18 protein-coding genes and 4 tRNA genes are annotated in these 23,472 nt (G+C 62.7%); 15 read left to right on the forward strand and 7 right to left on the reverse strand.

Annotation, left to right across the window (positions count from 1 at the left end; translation table 11 throughout):
- Positions 1 to 16 precede the first annotated feature (16 nt).
- From HX811_RS26075 to HX811_RS26135, 13 genes are all read left to right on the forward strand, one after another.
- Positions 17 to 2,575 (forward strand): FimV family protein, encoded by a 2,559-nt coding sequence (locus HX811_RS26075; RefSeq protein WP_177048043.1) that lies wholly within the window; start codon positions 17 to 19, stop codon positions 2,573 to 2,575.
- 156 nt (positions 2,576 to 2,731) lie between these two features.
- Positions 2,732 to 3,556: a tRNA pseudouridine(38-40) synthase TruA gene (gene truA / locus HX811_RS26080; protein ID WP_003212671.1), complete on the forward strand. Its 825-nt coding sequence runs from the start codon at positions 2,732 to 2,734 to the stop codon at positions 3,554 to 3,556.
- Positions 3,557 to 3,619: 63 nt separating this feature from the next.
- A complete protein-coding gene (locus tag HX811_RS26085; RefSeq protein ID WP_177048045.1) occupies positions 3,620 to 4,252 on the forward strand; it encodes a phosphoribosylanthranilate isomerase in 633 nt (210 codons plus the stop codon).
- Positions 4,253 to 4,495: 243 nt separating this feature from the next.
- Positions 4,496 to 5,416 (forward strand): acetyl-CoA carboxylase, carboxyltransferase subunit beta, encoded by a 921-nt coding sequence (accD, locus tag HX811_RS26090; protein WP_003212675.1) that lies wholly within the window; start codon positions 4,496 to 4,498, stop codon positions 5,414 to 5,416.
- Positions 5,413 to 6,720 (forward strand): bifunctional tetrahydrofolate synthase/dihydrofolate synthase, encoded by a 1,308-nt coding sequence (gene folC, locus HX811_RS26095; RefSeq protein WP_008438745.1) that lies wholly within the window; start codon positions 5,413 to 5,415, stop codon positions 6,718 to 6,720. The genes accD and folC overlap by 4 nt, the downstream gene beginning before the upstream one ends.
- On the forward strand, positions 6,704 to 7,366 hold the full coding sequence (locus HX811_RS26100; protein WP_177048047.1) for an SPOR domain-containing protein: 663 nt from the start codon (positions 6,704 to 6,706) through the stop codon (positions 7,364 to 7,366). The genes folC and HX811_RS26100 overlap by 17 nt, the downstream gene beginning before the upstream one ends.
- Positions 7,367 to 7,620: 254 nt before the next feature.
- Positions 7,621 to 8,178, forward strand: coding sequence for a CvpA family protein (locus HX811_RS26105; protein WP_003212681.1), 558 nt, complete (start codon positions 7,621 to 7,623; stop codon positions 8,176 to 8,178).
- Between the two features lie 41 nt (positions 8,179 to 8,219).
- Positions 8,220 to 9,725 (forward strand): amidophosphoribosyltransferase, encoded by a 1,506-nt coding sequence (gene purF, locus HX811_RS26110; protein ID WP_003212683.1) that lies wholly within the window; start codon positions 8,220 to 8,222, stop codon positions 9,723 to 9,725.
- Positions 9,726 to 9,791: 66 nt separating this feature from the next.
- Positions 9,792 to 11,003 carry an O-succinylhomoserine sulfhydrylase gene (locus HX811_RS26115; RefSeq protein ID WP_008438742.1) on the forward strand — a complete coding sequence of 404 codons (1,212 nt, stop codon included), beginning with the start codon at positions 9,792 to 9,794 and terminating at the stop codon, positions 11,001 to 11,003.
- 11 nt (positions 11,004 to 11,014) lie between these two features.
- Complete coding sequence (locus tag HX811_RS26120; RefSeq protein WP_003212687.1) at positions 11,015 to 11,779, forward strand: SDR family oxidoreductase; 765 nt, start codon at positions 11,015 to 11,017, stop codon at positions 11,777 to 11,779.
- Between the two features lie 107 nt (positions 11,780 to 11,886).
- A tRNA-Val gene (locus HX811_RS26125) sits at positions 11,887 to 11,962 on the forward strand.
- A gap of 55 nt (positions 11,963 to 12,017) precedes the next feature.
- Positions 12,018 to 12,094, forward strand: a tRNA-Asp gene (locus HX811_RS26130).
- Between the two features lie 105 nt (positions 12,095 to 12,199).
- A tRNA-Asp gene (locus HX811_RS26135) sits at positions 12,200 to 12,276 on the forward strand.
- Positions 12,277 to 12,442: 166 nt separating this feature from the next.
- On the opposite strand, the gene HX811_RS26140 is transcribed toward HX811_RS26135, so the two are convergent.
- Positions 12,443 to 13,726 carry an FAD-binding oxidoreductase gene (locus HX811_RS26140; RefSeq protein WP_003212689.1) on the reverse strand — a complete coding sequence of 428 codons (1,284 nt, stop codon included), beginning with the start codon at positions 13,724 to 13,726 and terminating at the stop codon, positions 12,443 to 12,445.
- A 183-nt stretch (positions 13,727 to 13,909) separates the two neighbouring features.
- Between HX811_RS26140 and HX811_RS26145 the strand changes: the two genes are divergently transcribed.
- Positions 13,910 to 13,986 (forward strand) — tRNA-Val (locus tag HX811_RS26145).
- A gap of 318 nt (positions 13,987 to 14,304) precedes the next feature.
- Positions 14,305 to 15,516 (forward strand): sodium/glutamate symporter, encoded by a 1,212-nt coding sequence (gene gltS, locus HX811_RS26150; protein WP_102368526.1) that lies wholly within the window; start codon positions 14,305 to 14,307, stop codon positions 15,514 to 15,516.
- Between the two features lie 23 nt (positions 15,517 to 15,539).
- Here the strand turns inward: gltS and HX811_RS26155 are convergent, their stop codons facing one another.
- The 6 genes from HX811_RS26155 to HX811_RS26180 all read right to left on the reverse strand — a co-directional run bounded on the left by HX811_RS26155 (position 15,540) and on the right by HX811_RS26180 (position 23,419).
- Entirely contained in the window at positions 15,540 to 16,676 is a 1,137-nt protein-coding gene (locus HX811_RS26155; protein ID WP_177048049.1) for an alpha/beta fold hydrolase, read from the reverse strand.
- A gap of 169 nt (positions 16,677 to 16,845) precedes the next feature.
- Positions 16,846 to 18,105, reverse strand: a complete 1,260-nt coding sequence (locus HX811_RS26160; RefSeq protein WP_177048051.1) for an FAD-binding oxidoreductase — start codon at positions 18,103 to 18,105, stop codon at positions 16,846 to 16,848.
- A gap of 3 nt (positions 18,106 to 18,108) precedes the next feature.
- Positions 18,109 to 19,680, reverse strand: coding sequence for an aldehyde dehydrogenase (NADP(+)) (locus tag HX811_RS26165; RefSeq protein WP_177048053.1), 1,572 nt, complete (start codon positions 19,678 to 19,680; stop codon positions 18,109 to 18,111).
- Positions 19,681 to 19,859: 179 nt separating this feature from the next.
- On the reverse strand, positions 19,860 to 20,807 hold the full coding sequence (locus HX811_RS26170; protein WP_177048055.1) for a dihydrodipicolinate synthase family protein: 948 nt from the start codon (positions 20,805 to 20,807) through the stop codon (positions 19,860 to 19,862).
- A gap of 38 nt (positions 20,808 to 20,845) precedes the next feature.
- Positions 20,846 to 21,772, reverse strand: coding sequence for a 4-hydroxyproline epimerase (locus HX811_RS26175; RefSeq protein WP_177048057.1), 927 nt, complete (start codon positions 21,770 to 21,772; stop codon positions 20,846 to 20,848).
- Positions 21,773 to 21,802: 30 nt separating this feature from the next.
- Positions 21,803 to 23,419 (reverse strand): APC family permease, encoded by a 1,617-nt coding sequence (locus HX811_RS26180; protein WP_134326083.1) that lies wholly within the window; start codon positions 23,417 to 23,419, stop codon positions 21,803 to 21,805.
- Positions 23,420 to 23,472 lie beyond the last annotated feature (53 nt).

Consider the following 23,472-nt stretch of genomic DNA (forward strand, 5'->3'; position numbering starts at 1 on the left):
CAAAAAGGATGAGGCTATGGTTCAAGTTCGCAAACTGGTGTTAGCAATAGCGGCCGCCTCGGCGCTGTCCTCCGGTATGGCGCAAGCACTGCAGCTTGGGGAGATGACCCTCAAGTCGAAGCTGAACCAGCCGCTGTCGGTGGAAATCGAGTTGCTCGATGTCGGTGGCCTGACCGCCTCCGAGATCACCCCCAGCCTCGCGTCGTCCCAGGCCTTTGTGGATGCGGGCGTCGATCGCCAGGCGTTCCTGAACGACCTGACCTTTACCCCGGTGGTCAATCCCAACGGCCGCAGTGTGGTGCGTGTCACCTCCAGCAAGCCGCTGCCGGATTCCTACGTGCGTTTCCTGCTGCAGGTGCAATGGCCCAACGGCCGCCTGATGCGCGACTACAGCGTGCTGCTGGACCCGGCCAAGTTCGACCAGTCGACCCCGGCCGCCGGTGCACCTGCACCCGCGCCACGCTTGAGTGCGCCCGCGACGACGGCTCCGGCAGTCACCAAGGCCAAGGAACACACCACGACTTCCCGTGACACCTTGTGGGAAATCGCCGCGAAAAACCGCAATGGCGCCTCGGTGCAGCAGACCATGCTGGCCATTCAGGCGCTGAACCCTGACGCCTTTATCGACGGCAACATCAACCGCATGAAAACCGGCCAGGTCCTGCGCCTGCCGGATTCGGGGCAAAGCACCAGCCTGCCGCAGCCCGAGGCGATTGCTGAAGTGACGGCGCAAAACGCGGCGTGGCGCGAGGGCCGCCGTGGCGGCAATCAGCTCGCCGGCAAGGCGCAGCTGGACGCGACCAAGCGTACCCAGGCGGGTAATGCGCCGTCGCAGACCAATACCAAGGACAATTTGAGCCTGGTCTCGGCCGAAGCGGCCAGGAAGGGCGGGAAGGGCGCGGCGGGCGACAGCCGGGCCTTGAACAACAAGCTGGCGGTGACCCAGGAAAGCCTGGATTCGACCCGCCGCGAGAATGAAGAACTGAAAAGCCGCATGGCTGACCTGCAAAGTCAGCTGGACAAGCTGCAGCGGCTGATCGAACTCAAGAATAACCAGCTGGCCAAGTTGCAGGCCCCGGGTGGCGCTGCGGCGCAGCCTGCTGCAACGGCGGCGATGCCGGCCGAGCTGGCTGCACAACCGGCGACGCCGGCAGCGGCAGCTCCGGCAGCAACCCCCGCGGCTGCGCCGGTCGAGACCCCGGTCAAGCCGGATGCGGCGCCTGCCAGCACTGAAGGTAAATTCAACGACCTGCTGACCAACCCGATCGTGCTGGGGGTGATCGGCGGCGCAGCGGGTTTGCTGGTGCTGTTGCTTCTGCTGCTGTGGGCCCGTCATCGCAATGCGCGGCTTGAAGAAGAAAAGCACCTGCGCATGGCACGGGCCCTGGCTGAAGAGCCAGAATTTGCGCCGAACATTGATCACGATCTGCCATCTGACAGTTTCGAAGGCCTTGATGTGCCGCCGCCGAACGTCAAGCTGGCTCCAGCTCCAGCTCCAGCTCCAGCCCCGGCGGCGGTGGTTGCCCCGGTGATTGCGCCGGTGGTCGCACCTGTTGCTGTGCAGCGTCCGACCGACGCCCTGTCGCAAGCCCAGTCGCATATCGACCGTGGCCACCTGAACCAGGCTGCGGAAGTGCTGGAAGATGCAATCAAGCAAGAGCCCGCCCGCAGTGACCTGCGTCTCAAGCTGATGGAAGTCCACGGCTTGCAGGGCAACAAGGACGGGTTTGTCTCCCAGGAGCGCCAGTTGGTCGCCAATGGCGACAACCATGCCCAGGTCGAACAACTGAAAAGCCGCTTCCCGGCCATGGCCGTGTTCGCAGCGGGCGTCAGCGCTGCCGTTGCCGCTGCCGCTCTCGACGCCCAATACGTCAAGGACCTGCTCAAGGACGAACCGGCACCGCCTGCACCTGAGCCGGACGCGTTTGACACTGACTTCGACCTCAGCCTGGACGATCTGGAGGCTGCTTCGCCAGCCGTGGTCCGCCCGACGTCGGACGACGACCTTAGCTTTGAATCGGTGCTGCAACAGCAGACCGAGGCCAAGGCCAGTGCGGAAGACCTCTCGGATTTCGACCTGGACCTGCAACTCGATCCACCCTCGTCGGCCCAGTCCGACGACGACTTCCTCTCCGGCCTTGAAGACCAGATGAAGGACCTGCCGCCGGTAGAGCCGCCGACACTGACGCCGGCCGACCTGGACGACCTCGACCTGCCGGAGGATTTCGACCTGTCCCTGGCCGACGAGCCCGAGGCGCCTGCAGCGGCCAAGCCGGACGCGTTTGCGTCGGAGCTTGATGATGTCAACGCCGAGCTGGATCGCCTGTCGCAAAGCCTGGAACATCCGCCAATCGAACCGTCCTTCACCGCCGACGACGCGGCGTTGGGTGGCGATGAGCCGGAATTCGACTTCCTCTCCGGTACCGACGAAGTGGCCACCAAGCTCGACCTGGCGCAGGCCTACATCGACATGGGCGATGCCGACGGGGCGCGGGACATTCTTGGCGAGGTGCTCAAGGAAGGCGATGACGGTCAGAAGGGCGAAGCCAAGGAAATGCTCAGCCGGCTGGCTTGATACGCGCGGTAAATACAACGGCAGCCTTCGGGCTGCCGTTTTGCCATCCAGGCACCAAACCCATGGCGTCCCAGGCGCGCGGCCTTATAATGGCCGCCTTTGCGCAACTCATCAGGCTCTCAGTTCTTGGCAAATATAGATAACGCGGCCGCCGAAATGGCGGCCGCAGGCTTTTTCAGAATCGCCCTGGGCGTGGAATACAAAGGCTCGCGCTATCGTGGCTGGCAACGCCAGGCCTCCGGTGTGCCGACGGTGCAGGAAACCCTGGAGAAGGCCCTGTCGAAAGTCGCCGACTCACCGGTGTCGCTGATGTGCGCCGGGCGGACCGATGCCGGCGTGCACGCTTGCGGGCAAGTGGTGCACTTTGACACTCAGGCCGAGCGCTCGATGAAGGCATGGGTGATGGGCGCCAATATCAACTTGCCCCACGACGTCAGCGTCAGTTGGGCCAAGGTAATGCCGGCGGACTTTCACGCGCGCTTCAAGGCCATCGCCCGGCGTTATCGCTATGTGATCTACAACGATCAGATCCGCCCGGCCCATCTCAACGAAGAAATCACCTGGAACCACCGCCCGCTGGACGCCGAGCGCATGGCCGAGGCGGCCCAGCATCTTGTAGGTATCCACGATTTCAGCGCGTTCCGTGCCGGGCAGTGCCAGGCCAAGTCGCCGATCAAGGAAGTCCATCACCTGCGGGTGACGCGCCACGGCAAGATGATCGTGCTGGATATCCGCGCCGGCGCGTTCCTGCACCATATGGTGCGCAATATCGCCGGGGTGCTGATGACCATCGGTACCGGCGAACGCCCGGTGGAATGGGCCAGGGAAGTGCTGGAAAGCCGGATTCGCCGTACCGGCGGCGTCACGGCGCATCCGTTCGGCCTGTATCTGGTGGATGTGGAGTACCGCGACGAGTTCGAATTGCCCCAGCGATTCATCGGGCCACACTTCCTCACAGGTTTCAGCGAACTTGGCGGCTGACGCCCTCAAAAGCATTTGTTACCATCCGGGACTTTCCCGGACACGCCCTGAGGTTTCATCGACATGTCTGCCGTTCGCAGCAAGATTTGCGGGATTACCCGCATAGAAGACGCGTTGGCGGCGGTCGAGGCGGGGGCCGATGCCATCGGTTTCGTGTTTTATGCCAAAAGCCCGCGGGCGGTGAATGCGTTGCAGGCGCGGGCGATCATCGCCGCGTTGCCGCCGTTCGTGACCACCGTGGGGTTGTTCGTCAACGCCAGCCGCTGCGAGCTCAATGAAACCCTCGACGCCGTGCAACTGGACATGCTGCAGTTCCATGGCGATGAGAGTCCGGACGAGTGCGAGAGCTACCAGCGCCCGTACATCAAGGCGCTGCGGGTCAAGGCCGGGGACGATATTGCCGCGGCATGCGCTGCCTATGGCGGGGCTCGCGGGATTCTTCTCGACACCTATGTCGAAGGCGTTCCCGGTGGTACGGGCGAGGCGTTTGACTGGTCGTTGATTCCCGAAGGGTTGAGCAAGCCGATTATCCTCGCGGGCGGCCTGAATCCGGACAACGTGGCCAGTGCCATCCAGCAGGTTCGGCCGTATGCCGTGGACGTCAGCGGCGGGGTAGAGCAGGGCAAGGGCATCAAGGATCACGCAAGGATTCGCGCATTCATGCAGGCCGTGCGCGACAGCAGCGGGACGATGTGACGGCTGGCAGTCTGCCGCCGTCCATAACTACCACTGTGTAAAACAGCCCGGCGCCGCCTGTGGGAGGCCCGGAAATGAAGTGGCAACCCTGCACGGCAGGTTGTCTGGAAGGCTGAGGGCACAGGCAGGAAATGGCTGGTCGAACGTCTGACCCCGTCCAGTTTGTGTCATCGCCACATATGAATTTAGCTCAAGGGCATACGCGGGGCTGTGTTCAAGCCACCGGTACTGGAGAAAGAAAGCATGAGCAACTGGTTAGTAGACAAACTGATCCCTTCGATCATGCGTTCCGAGGTGAAGAAAAGCTCGGTTCCTGAAGGTCTTTGGCACAAGTGCCCATCCTGCGACGCGGTGCTGTACCGCCCGGAGCTGGAAAAGACCCTGGACGTTTGCCCCAAGTGCAATCACCACATGCGTATCGGCGCCCGCGCCCGCATTGATATTTTCCTCGACGCCGATGGTCGCTCCGAACTGGGCGCTGACCTGGAGCCGGTTGACCGTCTGAAGTTCCGCGACGGCAAGAAGTACAAGGACCGCCTGACCGCGGCCCAGAAGCAGACCGGTGAAAAGGACGCGCTGATTTCCGTCAGCGGCAAGCTGCTGGGTATGCCGGTGGTGGTTTCGGCCTTCGAATTCTCCTTCATGGGCGGCTCGATGGGCGCCATCGTCGGTGAGCGTTTCGTACGTGCCGCCAACTACGCGCTGGAAAACCGTTGCCCGATGATCTGCTTCGCCGCCTCCGGTGGTGCGCGGATGCAGGAAGCACTGATCTCGCTGATGCAAATGGCCAAGACCTCCGCGGTACTGGCGCGTCTGCGCGAAGAAGGTATTCCGTTCATCTCCGTGCTGACCGACCCGGTCTACGGCGGTGTGTCCGCCAGCCTGGCGATGCTGGGTGACGTGATCGTCGGTGAGCCGAAGGCGCTGATCGGCTTTGCCGGCCCGCGTGTTATCGAGCAGACCGTTCGCGAAAAACTGCCGGAAGGTTTCCAGCGCAGCGAGTTCCTGCTGGAGCACGGCGCGATCGACCTGATCATTCCGCGCGGCGAACTGCGTCCGCGCCTGGGTAGCCTGCTGGCGCAAATGATGGGCCTGCCGACACCTGTGTACGTCGCGCCTAAAATCGAGCCGATTGTCGTGCCACCGGTGCCTGCAAACATATGACCCAACGTACCCTGGGCGAATGGCTCGCCTACCTTGAGCAGTTGCATCCGTCAGCCATCGACATGGGCCTGGAGCGCTCGCAACAGGTAGCGGCCCGCCTCGGGTTGGGCCGGCCGGCGCCGCGTGTGATCACGGTGACCGGCACCAACGGCAAGGGCTCTACCTGCGCCTTTGTCGCGGCCTTGCTGCAAGCCCAGGGCCTGAAGGTCGGCGTGTACAACTCGCCGCACCTGCTGCGCTACAACGAGCGGGTGCAGCTCAATGGCGTCGAAGCCACTGACGAGCAACTCTGCGAAGCCTTCGCCGCACTTGATGCCGGGCGTGGCGAGATTTCCCTGACCTATTTCGAGATGGGCACCCTGGCGGCGTTCTGGCTGTTCGAGCGTGCGCAGCTGGATGTGGTGGTGCTGGAAGTCGGCCTGGGTGGGCGTCTGGACACGGTCAACGTGGTGGATGCCGACCTGGCGCTGATTACCAGTATTGGTGTCGACCATGCGGACTACCTGGGTAACACCCGTGAGTCCGTGGCCTATGAAAAAGCCGGGATCTTCCGCCAGGGCAAGCCTGCACTGTGCGGCGACCTGGACCCGCCGCATACCTTGCTGGACAAGGTGCGCGAGCTGGATTGCCCGTTCTTCCTGCGCGGGCGTGATTTCAATCTCGAGATTGGCGACCAATTCTGGCAATGGCGCGGGCTTGACGCGCGCGGTCAAACCGTCGAGTTGCGCGACTTGCCACTGCTGAACCTGCCGATGGAAAACGCCGCGCTCGCGCTGCAAGCCTACCTGTTGCTGGATTTGCCCTGGCATGCCGAGCAGATTGCCGCTACGTTGCAGGCTACTCGCGTGGTGGGGCGCCTTGACCGGCGCACGTTCGACTGGGAGGGCAAGCGCCTGAACCTGCTGCTGGACGTGGGGCATAACCCTCACGCCGCTGAATACCTGGCCAGGCGCCTGGCACGCACGCCGCCCGCCGGTCGCCGCCTCGCGGTGTTCGGGTTGTTGTCCGACAAGGACCTGGACGGCGTGGTTGCACCCTTGCTGGGCGACGTCCAGGCCTGGGCGGTTGCACCGCTGGATACGTCCCGCAGTCGTCCTGCCATCGAGTTGCAGGTTGCCTTGCAGAACCTTGGCGCGTCCGTGACGTCCCATGCAAGCGTGACAGCCGCCCTGGAAGCCCAGTGCGCGGTTGCGACGCCTGAGGATGAGATTCTGTTGTTCGGATCATTTTATTGTGTTGCCGAGGCGCTCGAATGGTTGGCCCGGCGCTCCACGGAGGAAGCTGCACATGGCATTACTGGATAGCGCATACAAGCAGCGAATGGTTGGAGCCCTGGTCCTGGTGGCGTTGGCGGTGATTTTCCTGCCGATGCTGTTTTCCCGTCAGGATGAGCAGCGCCAAGTGACCGTTGAAGCGCCAGCTGCGCCCCAGGCGCCTGCGGTGCCTCAGGTTCAGGTTGAGCCGGTGGTGGTTCCCGAGCCGCAAGCGCTGCCGGAAGAAGAGCCGGTGCCCACCGATGACGAAGTGGCTGCACAGCAAGCGCCGTCGATGCCGGTGCAGCCGAGCGTGCTGGTGGTTAAGCCTGCGCCTGCTGCTCCTGCAGTTGCTGCGAAGCCTGCGGCGCCGGCGCCAGCACCAAAACCTGTGGCCCCGCAACCTGCGGCACCGGGCAAGCCGGACGTGGGCCAGAGCCGTATTGACCCGAATGGCTTGCCGATCAGTTGGTCGATCCAGCTGGCCAGCCTGGCTAACCGCGAAAGTGCTGATGCGTTGCAGAAGAAGCTGCGTACCCAGGGTTACAACGCCTATATCCGCAGCGCCGATGGCAAGAACCGGGTATTCATCGGGCCGCTGATCGAGCGGGCTGAAGCCGATCGCCTGCGGGACCTGTTGGATCGCCAGCAGAACCTCAAGGGTTTTGTGGTTCGCTTCCAGCCCGAAAAAGGCTGAGGCTGCAAGGATTCAAGCTGGAATGCGGTCAATGTGGGAGCGGGCTTGCTCGCGAAGCGGTGTATCAGTCAGCAGATTTATTGGCTGCCCCACCGCCTTCGCGAGCACGTCCGCTCCCACAAGTGTTTTGGGTGTGCCGCAACAGGCCGGTTTCCCCTATAACTCATTGATTTCAAATGCACTGCCAATCACAGCTTACCGATAGCCCAGCGCTCTGCTAAAATGCGCCGCCTTATCCGTCTGTAGGCTGAACTGTGCCATTTACCTGGGTTGATTGGGCGATCGTTGCAATCGTCGCCATCTCCGCTTTGATCAGTCTGAGCCGCGGCTTCGTCAAAGAAGCATTGTCGCTGCTGACATGGATCATCGCAGGAGTTGTAGCCTGGATGTTCGGCGGTTCATTGTCTGTCTATCTGGCCGGATACATCGAGACACCTTCGGCTCGCGTCATCGCGGGCTGCGCCATCATGTTCATCGCCACGTTGTTGGTGGGGGCAATGGTCAATTATCTTATCGGCGAATTGATACGCGTCACCGGCCTCTCCGGGACCGATCGATTTCTCGGCATGGCCTTCGGCGCCGCGCGTGGCGGCTTGCTGGTGGTCGTGGCGGTCGGGCTGTTGAGCCTGGGGCCGGTACAGCAGGATTCGTGGTGGCAGGAGTCGGTACTCGTGCCAAAATTTCTATTGGTTGCAGATTGGTCCAAAAACCTCATTTTGGGGTGGAGCAGTCAGTGGCTGGCCAGCGGGATCAGCGTACCCGCTGATCTTCCGTTCAAGGAACACCTCTTGCCGGCCAAAACGCCTCAGTAAGTTGTGTTCAGTCAAGATTCATTAAGTAGGGGTTGCGTCGCATGTGTGGCATCGTCGGTATCGTCGGTAAGTCGAACGTGAATCAGGCGCTGTATGACGCGCTAACCGTCCTCCAGCACCGCGGCCAGGATGCTGCCGGTATTGTGACCAGCCACGACGGCCGGTTATTCCTGCGCAAGGACAATGGTCTGGTGCGTGACGTGTTCCATCAGCGCCACATGCAGCGCCTGGTCGGGCACATGGGCATTGGCCACGTGCGCTACCCGACAGCGGGCAGCTCGACTTCGGCCGAAGCCCAGCCGTTCTACGTCAACTCGCCCTATGGCATCACCCTGGCGCACAACGGCAACCTGACCAACGTTGAACAACTGGCCAAGGAGATTTACGAATCTGACCTGCGCCACGTCAACACCAACTCGGACTCCGAAGTACTACTGAACGTGTTCGCCCACGAGCTGGCCCAGCGCGGCAAGCTGCAGCCGACCGAAGAAGACGTATTCGCTGCCGTGACTGACGTGCACAACCGTTGCGTCGGTGGCTATGCGGTAGTGGCGATGGTGACCGGCTACGGTATCGTCGGTTTCCGCGACCCCCACGGCATCCGCCCGATCGTGTTCGGCCAGCGTCATACCGACGAAGGCGTCGAGTACATGATCGCTTCCGAAAGCGTGTCCCTGGACGTGCTGGGCTTTACCCTGATTCGCGACCTGGCGCCGGGCGAAGCGGTCTACATCACTGAAGACGGCAAGCTGCACACCCGTCAGTGCGCACTGAACCCGAAACTCACCCCGTGCATCTTCGAACACGTCTACCTGGCGCGTCCGGATTCGATCATCGACGGTGTTTCGGTGTACAAGGCGCGCCTGCGCATGGGCGAGAAGCTGGCGGACAAGATCCTGCGCGAGCGCCCGGATCACGACATCGACGTGGTTATCCCGATCCCGGACACCAGCCGCACCGCTGCGCTGGAGTTGGCGAACCACCTGGGCGTGAAATTCCGCGAAGGCTTCGTCAAGAACCGTTACATCGGCCGTACCTTCATCATGCCTGGCCAGGCTGCGCGCAAGAAGTCGGTGCGCCAGAAGCTCAACGCGATCGAGCTGGAGTTCCGCGGCAAGAACGTGATGCTGGTGGATGACTCCATCGTACGCGGCACCACCTGCAAGCAGATCATCCAGATGGCCCGCGAAGCCGGTGCGAAGAACGTTTATTTCTGTTCCGCCGCGCCTGCCGTGCGTTACCCGAACGTGTACGGCATCGACATGCCGAGCGCCCACGAACTGATCGCCCACAACCGTTCGACCCAGGACGTTGCGGACCTGATCGGCGCCGACTGGCTGATCTACCAGGACCTGCCGGACCTGATCGAGGCCGTCGGTGGTGGCAAGATCAAGATCGAGGAGTTCGATTGCGCGGTGTTCGACGGCAAGTACGTCACCGGCGATGTCGACGAGGCCTACCTGAACAAGATCGAGCAGGCCCGTAACGATTCCTCGAAGATCAAGACCCAGGCGGTCAGCGCGATCATCGACCTGTACAACAACTGAGTAGACACCGGCCCTGAGGGGCCGGTTTTGTATCTTTGATAAAGCATTCGAGTTGAGGAGTAGAGCATGAGTCAGGAATGGGATGCCGGTCGCTTGGACAGCGACCTCGATGGCGTAGCTTTCGATACCCTGGCTGTGCGCGCCGGCCAGCACCGCACCCCGGAAGGTGAGCACGGTGACCCGATGTTCTTTACCTCCAGCTATGTGTTCCGCACTGCGGCCGACGCCGCTGCGCGTTTTGCCGGTGAAGTGCCAGGCAACGTTTATTCGCGTTACACCAACCCGACCGTGCGCGCGTTCGAAGAGCGTATCGCCGCGCTGGAAGGCGCCGAGCAAGCTGTCGCCACTGCCACGGGCATGGCCGCGATTCTCGCGGTAGTCATGAGCCTGTGCAGTGCCGGTGACCACGTCCTGGTATCGCGCAGCGTGTTTGGTTCGACCATCAGCCTGTTCGAAAAGTACTTCAAGCGTTTTGGTATTGAAGTCGACTACGTGCCGCTGGCGGACCTGTCCGGCTGGGACGCGGCCATCAAGGCCAACACCAAATTGCTGTTCGTCGAGTCGCCGTCCAATCCGTTGGCCGAGCTGGTGGACATTGCCGCATTGTCCGAAGTGGCCCACGCCAAGGGCGCGATGCTGATCGTCGACAACTGCTTCTGCACCCCTGCATTGCAGCAGCCGCTGAAGCTGGGCGCAGACATCGTTGTGCACTCGGCCACCAAGTTCATCGACGGCCAGGGCCGTTGCATGGGTGGCGTGGTTGCCGGCCGCAGCGAGCAGATGAAGGAAGTGGTGGGCTTCTTGCGCACCGCCGGCCCGACCCTGAGCCCGTTCAACGCCTGGATCTTCCTTAAAGGCCTGGAGACCCTGAGCCTGCGGATGAAGGCCCATTGTGCCAATGCCCAGGCCCTGGCCGAGTGGCTGGAGCAACAGGACGGTATCGAGAAGGTCCACTACGCCGGCCTCAAGAGCCACCCGCAACACGAGTTGGCCCAGCGCCAGCAGCGTGGCTTCGGCGCCGTGGTGAGTTTCGAGGTCAAGGGCGGCAAAGAGGGCGCCTGGCGCTTTATCGATGCGACTCGCCTGATCTCCATCACCGCCAACCTGGGTGACAGCAAGACCACTATCACTCACCCGAGCACCACCTCCCACGGCCGCCTGGCGCCGCAGGAGCGTGAAGCTGCCGGGATTCGTGACAGCCTGATCCGCATTGCCGTGGGCCTGGAAGACGTCGCTGACCTGCAGGCCGACCTGGCCCGTGGGTTGGCTGCCCTGTGATCGAGTGGTCCATGGAGGCGGCGAGCGCCAGTAACGGGCGGGTCGCGCTGGTGACCGGCGCGGCGCGGGGCATCGGCCTGGGGATTGCCGCCTGGTTGATCAGCGAAGGCTGGCAGGTGGTATTGACGGACCTGGACCGTGAGCGCGGTTCCAAGGTGTCCAAGGTGCTCGGCGACAACGCCTGGTTTATTACCATGGACGTGGCCGATGAGCGGCAGGTTGCCCAGGGCGTGGCCGAGGTACTTGGCCAGTTCGGGCGCCTGGATGCGCTGGTGTGCAATGCCGCCGTGGCCGACCCGCGCAACATCACCCTGGAAAGTCTCGACCTGGCTTACTGGAATCGTGTACTGGCGGTGAACCTCAGTGGTCCCATGTTGCTGGCCAAGCACTGTGCGCCCTACCTGCGGGCCCACGGCGGCGCCATCGTCAACCTGGCGTCGACCCGGGCACGCCAGTCGGAACCGGACACCGAAGCCTATGCGGCGAGCAAGGGCGGTTTGCTGGCCCTGACCCACGCGTTGGCTATCAGCCTCGGGCCGGAAGTACGGGTCAATGCAGTCAGCCCGGGCTGGATCGATGCCCGTGACCCGGCTGCACGCCGTGCCGAGCCGCTGACGGATGCGGATCACGCCCAGCACCCGGCCGGCAGGGTAGGCACTGTGGAAGACGTAGCGGCGATGGTGGCGTGGTTGCTGTCGCGCAATGCCGGGTTTGTCACCGGGCAAGAGTTCGTCGTCGACGGCGGCATGAGCAAGAAGATGATTTACACCGAGTAGGGCGGGTCGCGGTCCTGAAGCCATTTTGTCTTTTTCAGAAAAACTTCAAGCAGGCTATTGACTTAGGTCCGCTACCTGCGTAAATTTCGCGGCCTCAACGAAGCAAAGGGTGATTAGCTCAGCTGGGAGAGCATCTGCCTTACAAGCAGAGGGTCGGCGGTTCGATCCCGTCATCACCCACCACTTCTTGAGAGTTTTGCCCTAGGGTAAGACGCAACGTTAAAGGTTGCACCGACGCGCAGCGGTAGTTCAGTCGGTTAGAATACCGGCCTGTCACGCCGGGGGTCGCGGGTTCGAGTCCCGTCCGCTGCGCCATATTTTCCAGGTCTGATGTTTCAGATTTGAGATTGAACAGCCAAGGCTGGTCAGTCAGATGTTTGAAGGCGGTTGAAGGTGACACTTCAGCAGTCTGAGCGATACGCAGCGGTAGTTCAGTCGGTTAGAATACCGGCCTGTCACGCCGGGGGTCGCGGGTTCGAGTCCCGTCCGCTGCGCCATATCTGTTCCAGGGCCCACTGAACGCCCTGAGACGCCAAAGCAAGCCGCTGGCTTGGTTGGATCGATAGCAAAGACCCTGGTCGAAAGACCGGGGTTTTTTGTGTCTGCGATTGGGTGCCGGCGCGGCAAGTGCAGGGGCCGGCAAGCCAGCCCCTTGGTCCCGGATCAGAATCCCAGCTTGTCCCGCAACCCGTAATACCAGGCCCCCAGCGCCGCAAACGGCGTGCGCAACAGTTGTCCGCCGGGGAAGGGGTAGTGCGGCAGGCCGGCAAACGCATCAAAACGTTCTGCCTGGCCTCTCAGCGCTTCCGCCAGTACCTTGCCCGCCAAGTGGGTATACGTCACGCCATGGCCGCTACAGCCCTGGGAGTAGTAGATGTTATCCCCCAGGCGACCGACCTGCGGCAGGCGCGACAAGGTCAGCAGGAAATTGCCGGTCCAGGCGTAGTCGATCTTCACGTCCTTGAGCTGCGGGAAGGCCTTGAGCATCTTCGGCCGGATGATCGCCTCGATATTCGCCGGGTCACGCGCGCCGTACACCACGCCACCGCCGAAGATCAGGCGCTTGTCGCTCGTCAGGCGGTAGTAGTCCAGCAGGTAATTGCAGTCCTCGACGCAGTAATCCTGCGGCAGCAGCGTCTTCGCCAGTTCATCGCCCAGTGGTGCGGTGGTAATCACCTGCGTACCACACGGCATCGACTTGGCCGCCAGTTCCGGAACCAGGTTCCCCAGATAGGCGTTGCCCGCGACAATAATGAACTTGGCCCTGACCTTGCCGTGCGCCGTATGCACCACCGGATTGGCGCCGCGCTCGATGCGAGTCGCCGCCGACTGCTCATAAATGGTGCCGCCCAGGGACTCCACGGCTGCCGCTTCGCCCAGCGCCAGGTTCAGCGGGTGAATGTGCCCGCCGCTCATGTCCAGCAGGCCGCCCACATAGTTGTCACAGGCGACCACTTCGCGAATGCGCCGCTCGTCCAGCAGCTCCAGCTGGGTGTGGCCGTAGCGCTCCCACAGGCGCTTCTGCGACTCCAGGTGGCCCATGTGCTTGCTGTTCAGTGCCGCGAACACACCGCCGTCCTTCAGGTCGCACTGGATCTGATACTTGGCCACCCGCTCCCGAATGATCCTGCCGCCTTCAAATGCCATGTCGCCGAGTAATTTCGCCTGCTGGGGGCCGACACTGCGCTCGATCACATCGATATCACGGCTGTAGCTGTTGACGATCTGCCCACCATTACGGCCCGACGCGCCAAAGCCTACCTTGGCAGCTTCCAGCACTGTCACGCGAAAGCCGTTTTCCAGCAGGAACAGCGCACTGGACAGGCCGGTATAACCGGCGCCAATCACGCACACATCGGTTTCAACTTCACCTTGCAGCTCTGGGCGAGGAGGTACCGCATTCGCAGACGCGGCGTAATACGACTGGGGGTAGGGGGTGTTCGCCATCCTGGAACCTCTGTTTTATATTTTTTACGAGTGCGCCGATCCTACCTGAGTTGAAAATCCGCTGCCAGCCGCCGGAAAATACGGTTGTGCTGGCCACAAATAAAAAATTCGCATATTCATAGGCTTAGCTGCAAAAAAGGTGTTGACACCCCTCGGGAATTCCGTAGAATGCCGCCTCACAGCAGGCACGTAGCTCAGTTGGTTAGAGCACCACCTTGACATGGTGGGGGTCGTTGGTTCGAGTCCAATCGCGCCTACCAAACAAAATCCGCTCTGCTGGGCGGTCTAGAAGGGCTCACCGAAAGGTGGGCCCTTTTTTGTTGCCTGCGATTTGCAAGGCTCCCATCTCAGCGCGCCATTCGGCGCCGACCTCCACGCATTTTTTGATCATCTTTCCGTCGCCCCCTCCTGATAGTGCTTCGCAAGTCTTTCGCCTGAATGTCCTGGGGATTCCGTTCGGCAACGTTAGGACTTTTCCGAGGTTAAAGATGGCGTCGTACTACTACTCTTCCTGTGTTGTTCCGAAGGATCGATAGGCCTGCCCCGATTCGTCATAAATAACTACAGAGAGCTGCCCCATGCTTCAACTCGACTTCTATTCAACGCTGGTCGCCGCCTCCCTGGTGCTTTTACTCGGGCGCGGGCTGGTCGCTCGAGTCGGTTTCCTGCGCACTTACAATATTCCGGAGCCGGTGGCCGGCGGTTTAGTGGTGGCGGTGCTGCTCCTGGTCCTGCGTATGCTCGCTGGCATTGAGGTCCGGTTTGATTCGTCGCTGCAGACGCCACTGATGTTGGCTTTCTTTGCCACCATTGGTTTGAATGCGGATTTCGCCAGCCTGAAGAAAGGCGGGCGGGTGCTGGGGATTTTCCTGCTGGTGGTGACGGCGCTCCTGGTGGTCCAGAACGCGATGGGGATTGCGCTGGCCAAGGCGCTGGGGCTCGATCCATTGATGGGGTTGTTGGCGGGCTCCATTACGCTGTCGGGTGGGCACGGGACCGGCGCGGCCTGGGGCGCGGTGTTCAGCGAGAAGTATGGCGTGGCGTCGGCGTCCGAACTGGCCATTGCTTCCGCGACCTTTGGCCTGGTGCTCGGCGGCCTGATTGGCGGCCCGGTCGCTCGCCTGCTGATCAAGCGCGTCCAGACGCCCGCCCTGGCGCCGGTACAACCGCTAGGGCCAAAAGGGTTCGAGCAGCCGAATCAAGAGCGCATGATCACCTCCTTCTCCTTTATCGAGACCCTGGCGCTGCTCGCCATCAGCCTGCAAGTGGGCACGTTCCTCAGCGGTTTTATCCAGGGCACGGCCTTTGAGCTGCCGACGTTTGTGTGTGTCTTGTTTGTCGGTGTGGTGTTGCGTAATGGCCTGTCGGCGCTGGGCTGGCATCAGGTATTCGAGCGCGAAGTCTCGGTGCTCGGGAATGTCAGCCTGTCGTTGTTTCTGGCGATTGCATTGATGTCGCTCAAGCTCTGGGACCTCGCCGCACTGGCCCTGCCGATCTTCATCCTGCTGGCCGCGCAGGCGTTGATGATGGCGCTGTTTGCGATCTTCGTGACGTTCCGGGTGATGGGGAGCAACTATGACGCGGCGGTCCTGGCGGCGGGGCACTGCGGTTTCGGGCTCGGTGCCACGCCAACTGCCATTGCGAACATGCAGGCGGTGACCCAGCGTTTCGGTCCATCGCAGATTGCATTTCTGGTGGTGCCGATGGTGGGCGCCTTTTTCATCGATATCACCAATGCGATCGTGATCAAGTTGTACCTGGCGCTGCCGTTCCTGGGCGTCGCGGGATAAACGCGGTTTACCGGATTTGCCGTTTAATGACTCGCCAGGTCCTGCTTGCCCAGGACCTCGTCAATCACCCCAAGCTGCCAGGTGAAATACGGATTGAACGTCAACCGCGCGTGCATCTTGCCCGGCTCACGGTAGCCCCAGTCCGAATACCACACGTCGGCCCCCTGTTCGCAGGCGCGGGTTGCGTCGTCCGTCTGGCCGTTCCAGCAAAACCGCAGGCTGCCCTGTTCGCCATACAGAGCGTTGTCGGGTGAGAACAGCAACCCCATGTGGGAGAACTGGCTGATCCGCAACTCCGGCAGGTAGTCGGTACGCGCTTTTACACGGCGAGTATCCCAGGCGCTCTCTGGCAATGTGCCGTACCAGGCGAGGCGGCTATGGGGGTTGCTGAAGCGTTGCTGGAAGGTCTCCAGCACGTAGTGCGTATCGAGTACTGAGTCGTGGGCTGCGACGGCAATGAATACCGGCTTGTCATAGGGGCGCCGCTCCAGGTCCTGGCGGGCTAGCCGGCTGCTGCGGTAGAACTGGGCAAAACCGTTGGTGGGCACTGTCATGTAGCGCACCAGGCTCTGTTGTGGCCGGCTGGCGTCTGGCGCCAGCAGCCAGGGGCGCGCCCAACTGATCAGGGGTGTCAGCCAGTCGTAGGTCATGCTGGACTGGAACGCGGGAGAGAACAACAGCAGCCCCGCGACGTCGTCGTGTTTGTAGGCGTAGTCGAGTACCAGGTTGGCGCCGGTGGAAAAGCCGCCGAGGTAGATTTCTCCCACCTCTGCGCGAAGGATCGCAGCCTGTTCGTCCACCACCCGGCGCCAGTCTTCCATGCGCACCTGCAGCATGTCGGCCGGTTGCGTGCCGTGGCCGGGCAGCAGCACGGTCCTTACCAGGAAGCCGCGGGCTGCCAGTGCGCTGCCGATATCGTGGAACGACCACGGAGAGTCGCCCAGGCCATGCACGAGAATGATCCCGCGCTTGGGGGCACCCGCCGGGCGCCATTCCTGCGGGGCGTTCCAGTTGAGTTCGGCATCCTTGTCGATGCCCTGGAAGTCACGATGGTCCCGCAGCCATTGCAAGGTATCGGCGCGATACGCTTCGAATGACTTCTGGCCAAGCGGCATGCCCGGTTCTGCCAGGGCTGTCGTGCAGAGCAATAGGGCGAGCATGCCGCAAGCAACGCTTCGGAGCGTTCTGCGCATCGATGGACGGTGCTGCATACAGGTGTGGTTGTTCAAGGCAGGTTCTCAACGGAGCGTAACCGTAAGGTCATGCACGATAATGACCTGCCTTGTATCGCCGAAAGTGCGAAACAGTAGCAAGACGTTTCCGATGATCTCAGAAACGATCCAGCCGGTAGGGCTCAAGCGCCGGCAGCCCGTTGGACGCGGCCGCAGGCGATGCCAGCCGTGCAATCAACTCCGCCGTCACCGCAGCCTGCGTCAGGCCCAGATGCTGATGCCCAAAGGCAAGCAGCACCTTGCCCTCGCACACCTTGTCGATAATCGGCAGCGAGTCGGGCAGGGAAGGGCGAAACCCCATCCACGGCGTCGCGCCTTCGGCACTCAAGTCACGACGAAACAGCCCCTGGCTCAGTCGATGCAACTGCCACGCGCGTTCCATGTTCGGTGGGCGATCAAGGCCGGCGAACTCCACGGTACCTGCCAGCCGCAATCCGCCGTCCATGGGCGTCATGATGAACTTGCGCTCCAATGACGTGACCGCAAACGGCAACCGTCCATGCTCATGGGGCAACATCAGGTGATAGCCGCGCTCTGTATCCAGCGGGACCTTTTTGCCAGTCAGTGCGCCGGTCAGGCTGGCTGAGTGCGCACCGCATGCGATCAACACCTGGCGCGCGGCCACGCTGCCTTGGTCGGTCCGCAATGAAACACCGTGCTCGTCCAGCTTCCCGTCCACGACCTGGCGCTTGAGAAATTGCACCCCGCTGGCCTTGGCCGCTTCCATCAGCTCGCAAACCACCCCATAGGGATCGAGAAAATGCCCGGTGCGTGGAAAAAACAACCCGCCCTGAATCTCTTCGCTGAGCTGTGGCGCCGCGTCCTGCACCACGCTGGCGTGCCAGTGGTCCACCGGCACTTCCTGCTGACTCATGCGTGCCTGCAATGCATCAATGGCCTGTCGCGACTCGGCGCGCTCGAAGACCAGCAACGAGCCGTCTTCGCGCATCAGGTGCGGGCGCTCGATGCTGCCCAGCAGCCGGTGCCAGGCGCCCAGGCTGCCTTCATTGAGCGCGCGGATCCCGGCGACGGTGCGCTGGAAGTGCGCCGGGCGCAGGTTCAGCAGCAGCCGGGTAAACCACGGCAGTGCACGCGGCAGGTATTTCCAGTCCAGGCGCAGCGGGCCCATCGGGTCCATGAGCATGGCGGGCAAACGCGTCAGGATCGACGCATCCGCGATGGGGAACACTTGCTCGGTCGCCAGGTGGCCGGCATTGCCGAACGAGGCGCCGTGGCCGGGTTCCTGCTGATCGATGATGACCACCCGCCGGCCCTGGCGCGCCAGTTGCAGCGCGCAGGCGACGCCGATGATGCCGGCGCCCACTACGGCGACGTCTGGCATGACGTTATCGGACATGTTCTAGGCTTCCCTCTGACCGTCAAGCAAGCGCCGCAGCAGCAATGGGTTGCCGTGTTGCAGGGCCGTCGGCAGCAAGCTATCCGGGAAATCCTGGTAGCACACCGGCCGCAGGAATCGCAGGATCGCGGCGGTGCCCACCGAGGTGGTGCGTGAGTCCGAGGTGGCCGGGAATGGTCCGCCGTGCACCATCGCATCACACACTTCAACGCCGGTCGGCCAGCCGTTGACCAGCAGGCGGCCGGCCTTGCGTTCCAGGGTCGGCAGCAGCGCGCGGGCAGTTGCCAGGTCGTCGTCATCCAGATGCAGGGTTGCGGTCAGTTGGCCCTCCAGGTGTTCGCTGACCCGGCGGACCTCATCGACGTTGGCACATTGCACGATCAATGACGCGGCGCCGAATATCTCGGCTTGCAGGCTGTGATTGGCGAGAAAGTCCCGGGCCTGGGTCACGAACAAATGGGCCTGTCCCTGGTTCGGCCCTTCTGCCGGCAGACCGGTACCTGCGAGCTGAGCATGCCGGGTCAGGGCGCTGACGCCGTCTTCGTAAGCCTTGAAGATCCCCGGTGTCAGCATGGTCTGGGCAGTGCTGTATCGAAGCAGGTTGGCAGCCGTGCCGACGAAGTGGTCCAGCGCTTGCCCTGCAACGGCAATCACCAGCCCGGGGTTGGTGCAGAACTGGCCGGCACCCTGGGTCAGGGACGCGACAAAACCTTGTGCCAATGCTTCACCGCGTGCGCTCAACGCAGCGGGAAACAGGTAGACCGGATTGATCGAACTCATCTCTGCATACACCGGGATCGGCTCGGGGCGCGCCTGGGCCGCCTGGCACAAGGCAATACCGCCGCTGCGCGAGCCGGTGAAACCCACGGCCTTGATGCGCGGATCGCACACCAGCGCGATACCGACCTCGCGGCCCGAGCCATACAACAGCGAAAACACACCCTCAGGCAGGCCACATTGCTGAACGGCCCGGGCCACCGCGCAGCCCACCAGTTCGCTGGTGCCAGGATGCGCGCCGTGTGCCTTCACGATCACCGGGCAACCGGCCGCCAGTGCCGACGCTGTATCACCGCCCGCCACCGAGAATGCCAGCGGAAAATTGCTCGCGCCGAACACGGCCACCGGCCCCAGCGGTACGTGGCGTTGACGCAGGTCCGAGCGAGGCAGCGGCTGGCGGTCCGGTTGTGCAGTATCCACCCGCACATCCAGCCATTCACCCGCGCGCACGGTGCGGGCAAAGGTGCGCAATTGCTGGCAGGTGCGCCCGCGTTCGCCCTGGATGCGTGGGCGGGGCAGGCCGGTCTCGGCCATCGCCCGTTCAATCAGTTCATCGCCCAGGGCTTCGATTTCGTTGGCGATGGTTTCAAGGAATTCGGCGCGAGCGGCCAACGGCGTTTCGCGATAGCTATCGAAGGCGCTCCAGGCCAACGCACAGGCGTGTTCGACATGTTCGGCGGTGCCGCCGGCGTAGGCGGGTTCCAACGCAAGGTTGGTGGCAGGATTGATCGCCCGGATGGCCTCGCGGCTGCCTGGAATGGAGTGCTGACCAATCAGCATGGTGCCCGTCAGAGTCATGGCGTAGTCCTGGAAAGTAAAGATTGGCTTGGCGAAGAGAATCCACTGTGGGAGCTGTCGAGCCCCAGCGAGGCTGCGATGCAGGCGCTGCGGTCTGGCAGGTACACCGCAGTGATCCCATCGCAGCCTCGCCGGAGCTCGACAGCTCCTACATTTGATCTTTGCTGCCTTGAGTATTTTTAAGCGACGTTCTGCTCGGCCGACCAGTTGGCGTACCACTGGCGGAACAGCGCGTACTGGTTCTCTGCATAACGACGCTGGGCATCGCTGAGGGCATCGGTCTCGTTGAAGTGCAGGGTGTATTCCTTGTCGCCGTTGAGCACCATCAGATGCTTGTAGAACAGCACCAGGTCGCAGCCTTCGTCGAAGGACGACAGCACCGCCAGCGCCGACTCCAACTCCCGCGCCTGGCGACGTGCAGTGGCGTCGCCCTTGGCGGCTTTCTTGCTCAAGGCCACCAGTTGCAGGACTTCCCGTGGCAGTGCATTGCCGATGCCGGTGATTGCGCCGGTGGCGTTGCAGTTGACGAAGCCGTGCACCACTTGGGTATCCACGCCGACCATCAAGGTCACGTCATCGTCCTTGGAGGTGATGTGTTCGGCCGCGTAGCGCAGGTCTGCAGCACCGCCGAATTCCTTGAAGCCGATCAGGTTCGGGTACTCGCGACGCAGTTCGAAGAACAGGTCGGCGCGGGTGGCGAAGCCGTAGTAAGGGCTGTTGTAGATCACCGCCGGCAGGTTTGGCGCGGCCTTGAGGATGGCTGCAAAGTGATCCTTTTGCGCCGTCGCCGATGCGCCACGGGACAGCACCCGCGGGATGACCATCAAACCATGGGCGCCGACCTTCGCCGCATGCGCTGCATGGGCCACGGCTTCACGGCTGTTGACCGCGCCGGTGCCGACGATGGTCGGCACACCGGCGGCTACCAGGCGCGCCACGCCTTCCTGGCGCTCGGCCTCGGTCAGCAACGGCCAGTCGCCCATGGAGCCGCAGTACACCACCGCGCTCATGCCGATATCGATCAGTTCGCGGCCCTTGGCGACCAGTGCGTCAAAGTCCGGTTTGAGCTGGGCGGTGCACGGCGTCATCAATGCAGGGATGCAACCGGTGAAGATAGTGGTATTCATTGTTTCAGCTCCAGTTTGATTGAAGGGGCGGGGGTGGTTCAGATGCCCCACGCGAAGGGGTCCTGTTCGTCGATCAGCAAGGTGCTGTCGGCGGTCATGTAGGCGCGGCCGATGATGGAAGGGCGCACACGTTCGCCCTCCCATTCATAGCTGCCTTCGAATTGGCTGCCGGTGATGCTGGCTTGTATCCACGGCTCACCGGCGGCGAGTTTCCCGTCGGCCGCCAGGCATGCGAGCTTGGCGCTGGTGCCGGTGCCGCAGGGCGAGCGGTCGTAGGCCTTGCCCGGGCACATGACAAAGTTGCGGCTGTCGGCCTGGGGGTCGTCGGCGAACAGTTCGATATGGTCGATCAGCGCGCCGTCTTCGCCGTGGATGCCCTGGGCTTCGAGGGCCTTGAGCATTGTCCAGGTGTAGTCGGTCAGGGCTTCGACGTTGTCCATTTCCAGCGCTTGGCCATGATCGGAAACCAGGAAGAACCAATTGCCGCCCCAGGCGATATCGCCGTGGACCAAGCCATGTCCAGGCACTTGCACCGAGACATGCTGGCGATAGCGATAGGCGGGCACATTGCGCAACGTGACCGCGCCGTCGGCGTGCAACGTGGCGCTCACCGGGCCGACCGGCGTGTCGATCTTGTGCACCCCCGGCGCGATCTGCCCCAAGTGGTGCAACGAGGCAACCAGGCCGATGGTGCCGTGGCCGCACATGCCGAGGTAGCCGGCGTTATTGAAGAAAATCACGCCGCAGGTGGCATCGGCCGAGACCGGCGCGCAATACAGCGCGCCCACCAGAACATCGTTGCCACGGGGCTCCAGCAGGCACGCCCTGCGCCATTGGTCATGCCGGGTGCGCAGGTCGTCGAGCTTGTCGACCATGGTCTCGCCGGCCAGCGTGGGAAACCCCGTCATCACCAGGCGGGTGGGTTCGCCGCCGGTGTGGGAATCAATGATGTGCACTCGTTTCATAGAACAATCCATCCAGTGGTTGGCTGAGGCTCAGGAAGCAAGCTGCACTCGGCCGATGTCGGGCTCAGGGGCTTCGCTTTCGTCGTCTTCGGTTTCCAGGCGAACCAGGTGCGCCGGCACGCCGGTGGCCGCGCCCCAGTAATAAATCCCCAGCGCGCAAGCGGCGACGACCACGGTGTCGAACGGGTGGCTGAGGATGCCCAGGCCACCGAAGCTGCCGAGTTTCGACAGGATGATGGTCACGGCGTAGAAGCCGATCAGCCAGGCGGAGGAGCGAACCTGGCGGCCCAGGCTCAGGTGCAGGGTCGGCACAAAGCGCCCGCACAGCAGGTACACCACGAACATCAGGATTTGCAGGCCGAGCAGCCACGACACGGTGCTCCAGCCGGACCAGTAGACGATCAGCGCGGCGATGATGAACGACAGCGGGCCGAGCAAGCCCATCCACTTGACCCGGAACGGGCGCGGCAGGTCAGGTGCATTGCGGCGCAGGGCGGCCACGGATACCGGCGCCACGGCGTAGCTCAACACCAGCGCGGCGGACACCACGTTGATCAGCGCTTCCCACGACGGGAAGGGCAGGGTCCAGAACACCGACAGGCCAAAGGTCAGCCACAGCGCCGGGCGCGGGATGCCGGACTTTTCATCGATGCGGGTGAAGATCTTGAAGAAGGTTCCGGTTTGCGCCCAGCCGTAGATCACCCGTGGCGTGGCGTTCATGTAGATATTGCCGCAGCCGCTGGGGGAGATCACGGCGTCGGCGACCACCAGGTACGCCAGCCAGCCCACGCCCAGGGCGAGCGCGATGTCGCGGTACGGCAGGGCCAGTTCCTTGGCGACGCCGGCCCAGCCGTTGGCGAGCATTTCGGTGGGGATGCCGCCGAGGAAAGCGGTCTGCAACAGCACGTAGATTGCAGTGGAGAGCAGCACCGACAGGATCAGTGCAATCGGAATGGTGCGTTGCGGGTTCTTCACTTCGCTGGCCACCGAGATGATTGGCGTCAGACCCAGGTAGGCGAAAATCACCCCGCCGGCAGACACGGCCATTTCAATCCCCGACAGGCCGAACGGCGCGAAGCCCTGGGCGTGGAAATTCTCCGGCTTGAAAAAGGTGAACAGCACGCCGATCACCAGCAGCGGCACGATGAACTTGAACACGCTGACCAGGTTGTTGGCCATGGCGAAGGTCTTCACGCTGCGGTAGTTGAGGGCGAAAAACAGCGAGAGCAGCGCAAACTGCACGAACCAGCCGAGGACGGTGGGGTTGCTGGAACCCGCCTGCGTCAACTCGGGAAACCACGCCGCGGCGTATTGGCGCGAGGCGACCACTTCAATTGCCACCAGGCTTGAAAACGCGATCAGCGTGATAAAGCCCATCAGGTAGCCCAGCAGCGGGCCGTGGGAATAGACCGGGTAGCGCACCACACCGCCGGCGCGGGGCAATGCCGCCCCCAGTTCGCAGTACACAATGCCCAGCAGCAACACGGCGAAGCCGCCCAGCAACCAGGAAAAAATCCCCGCCGGCCCGGCGATGGCGGAGACGTGACTGGCCGCGAACAGCCAGCCCGAACCGAAGATCGCTCCCAGTCCGATAAAGGTGAGGTCGATCAATGAAAGCTGTTTCTTGAACTTGCCTTGGGCTGACATGGCGGCGCCTTCTTGTGGGTTATTGGATAGGCATGCAGTGGCCATACAGTGAA

The sequence above is a fragment of the Pseudomonas sp. F8002 genome (assembly GCF_013385495.1).
GTDB lineage: Bacteria > Pseudomonadota > Gammaproteobacteria > Pseudomonadales > Pseudomonadaceae > Aquipseudomonas.

Excerpts from the sequence above, each read along its gene's own strand:
- HX811_RS26075 (WP_177048043.1), top strand. The coding sequence starts at position 17 with ATGGTTCAAGTTCGCAAACTGGTGTTAGCAATAGCGGCCGCCTCGGCG.
- truA (WP_003212671.1), top strand. The coding sequence starts at position 2,732 with ATGGCGGCCGCAGGCTTTTTCAGAATCGCCCTGGGCGTGGAATACAAA.
- HX811_RS26085 (WP_177048045.1), top strand. The coding sequence starts at position 3,620 with ATGTCTGCCGTTCGCAGCAAGATTTGCGGGATTACCCGCATAGAAGAC.
- accD (WP_003212675.1), top strand. The coding sequence starts at position 4,496 with ATGAGCAACTGGTTAGTAGACAAACTGATCCCTTCGATCATGCGTTCC.
- folC (WP_008438745.1), top strand. The coding sequence starts at position 5,413 with ATGACCCAACGTACCCTGGGCGAATGGCTCGCCTACCTTGAGCAGTTG.
- HX811_RS26100 (WP_177048047.1), top strand. The coding sequence starts at position 6,704 with ATGGCATTACTGGATAGCGCATACAAGCAGCGAATGGTTGGAGCCCTG.
- purF (WP_003212683.1), top strand. The coding sequence starts at position 8,220 with ATGTGTGGCATCGTCGGTATCGTCGGTAAGTCGAACGTGAATCAGGCG.
- HX811_RS26115 (WP_008438742.1), top strand. The coding sequence starts at position 9,792 with ATGAGTCAGGAATGGGATGCCGGTCGCTTGGACAGCGACCTCGATGGC.
- HX811_RS26120 (WP_003212687.1), top strand. The coding sequence starts at position 11,015 with ATGGAGGCGGCGAGCGCCAGTAACGGGCGGGTCGCGCTGGTGACCGGC.
- HX811_RS26140 (WP_003212689.1), bottom strand. The coding sequence starts at position 13,726 with ATGGCGAACACCCCCTACCCCCAGTCGTATTACGCCGCGTCTGCGAAT.
- gltS (WP_102368526.1), top strand. The coding sequence starts at position 14,305 with ATGCTTCAACTCGACTTCTATTCAACGCTGGTCGCCGCCTCCCTGGTG.
- HX811_RS26155 (WP_177048049.1), bottom strand. The coding sequence starts at position 16,676 with ATGCTCGCCCTATTGCTCTGCACGACAGCCCTGGCAGAACCGGGCATG.
- HX811_RS26160 (WP_177048051.1), bottom strand. The coding sequence starts at position 18,105 with ATGTCCGATAACGTCATGCCAGACGTCGCCGTAGTGGGCGCCGGCATC.
- HX811_RS26165 (WP_177048053.1), bottom strand. The coding sequence starts at position 19,680 with ATGACTCTGACGGGCACCATGCTGATTGGTCAGCACTCCATTCCAGGC.
- HX811_RS26170 (WP_177048055.1), bottom strand. The coding sequence starts at position 20,807 with ATGAATACCACTATCTTCACCGGTTGCATCCCTGCATTGATGACGCCG.
- HX811_RS26175 (WP_177048057.1), bottom strand. The coding sequence starts at position 21,772 with ATGAAACGAGTGCACATCATTGATTCCCACACCGGCGGCGAACCCACC.
- HX811_RS26180 (WP_134326083.1), bottom strand. The coding sequence starts at position 23,419 with ATGTCAGCCCAAGGCAAGTTCAAGAAACAGCTTTCATTGATCGACCTC.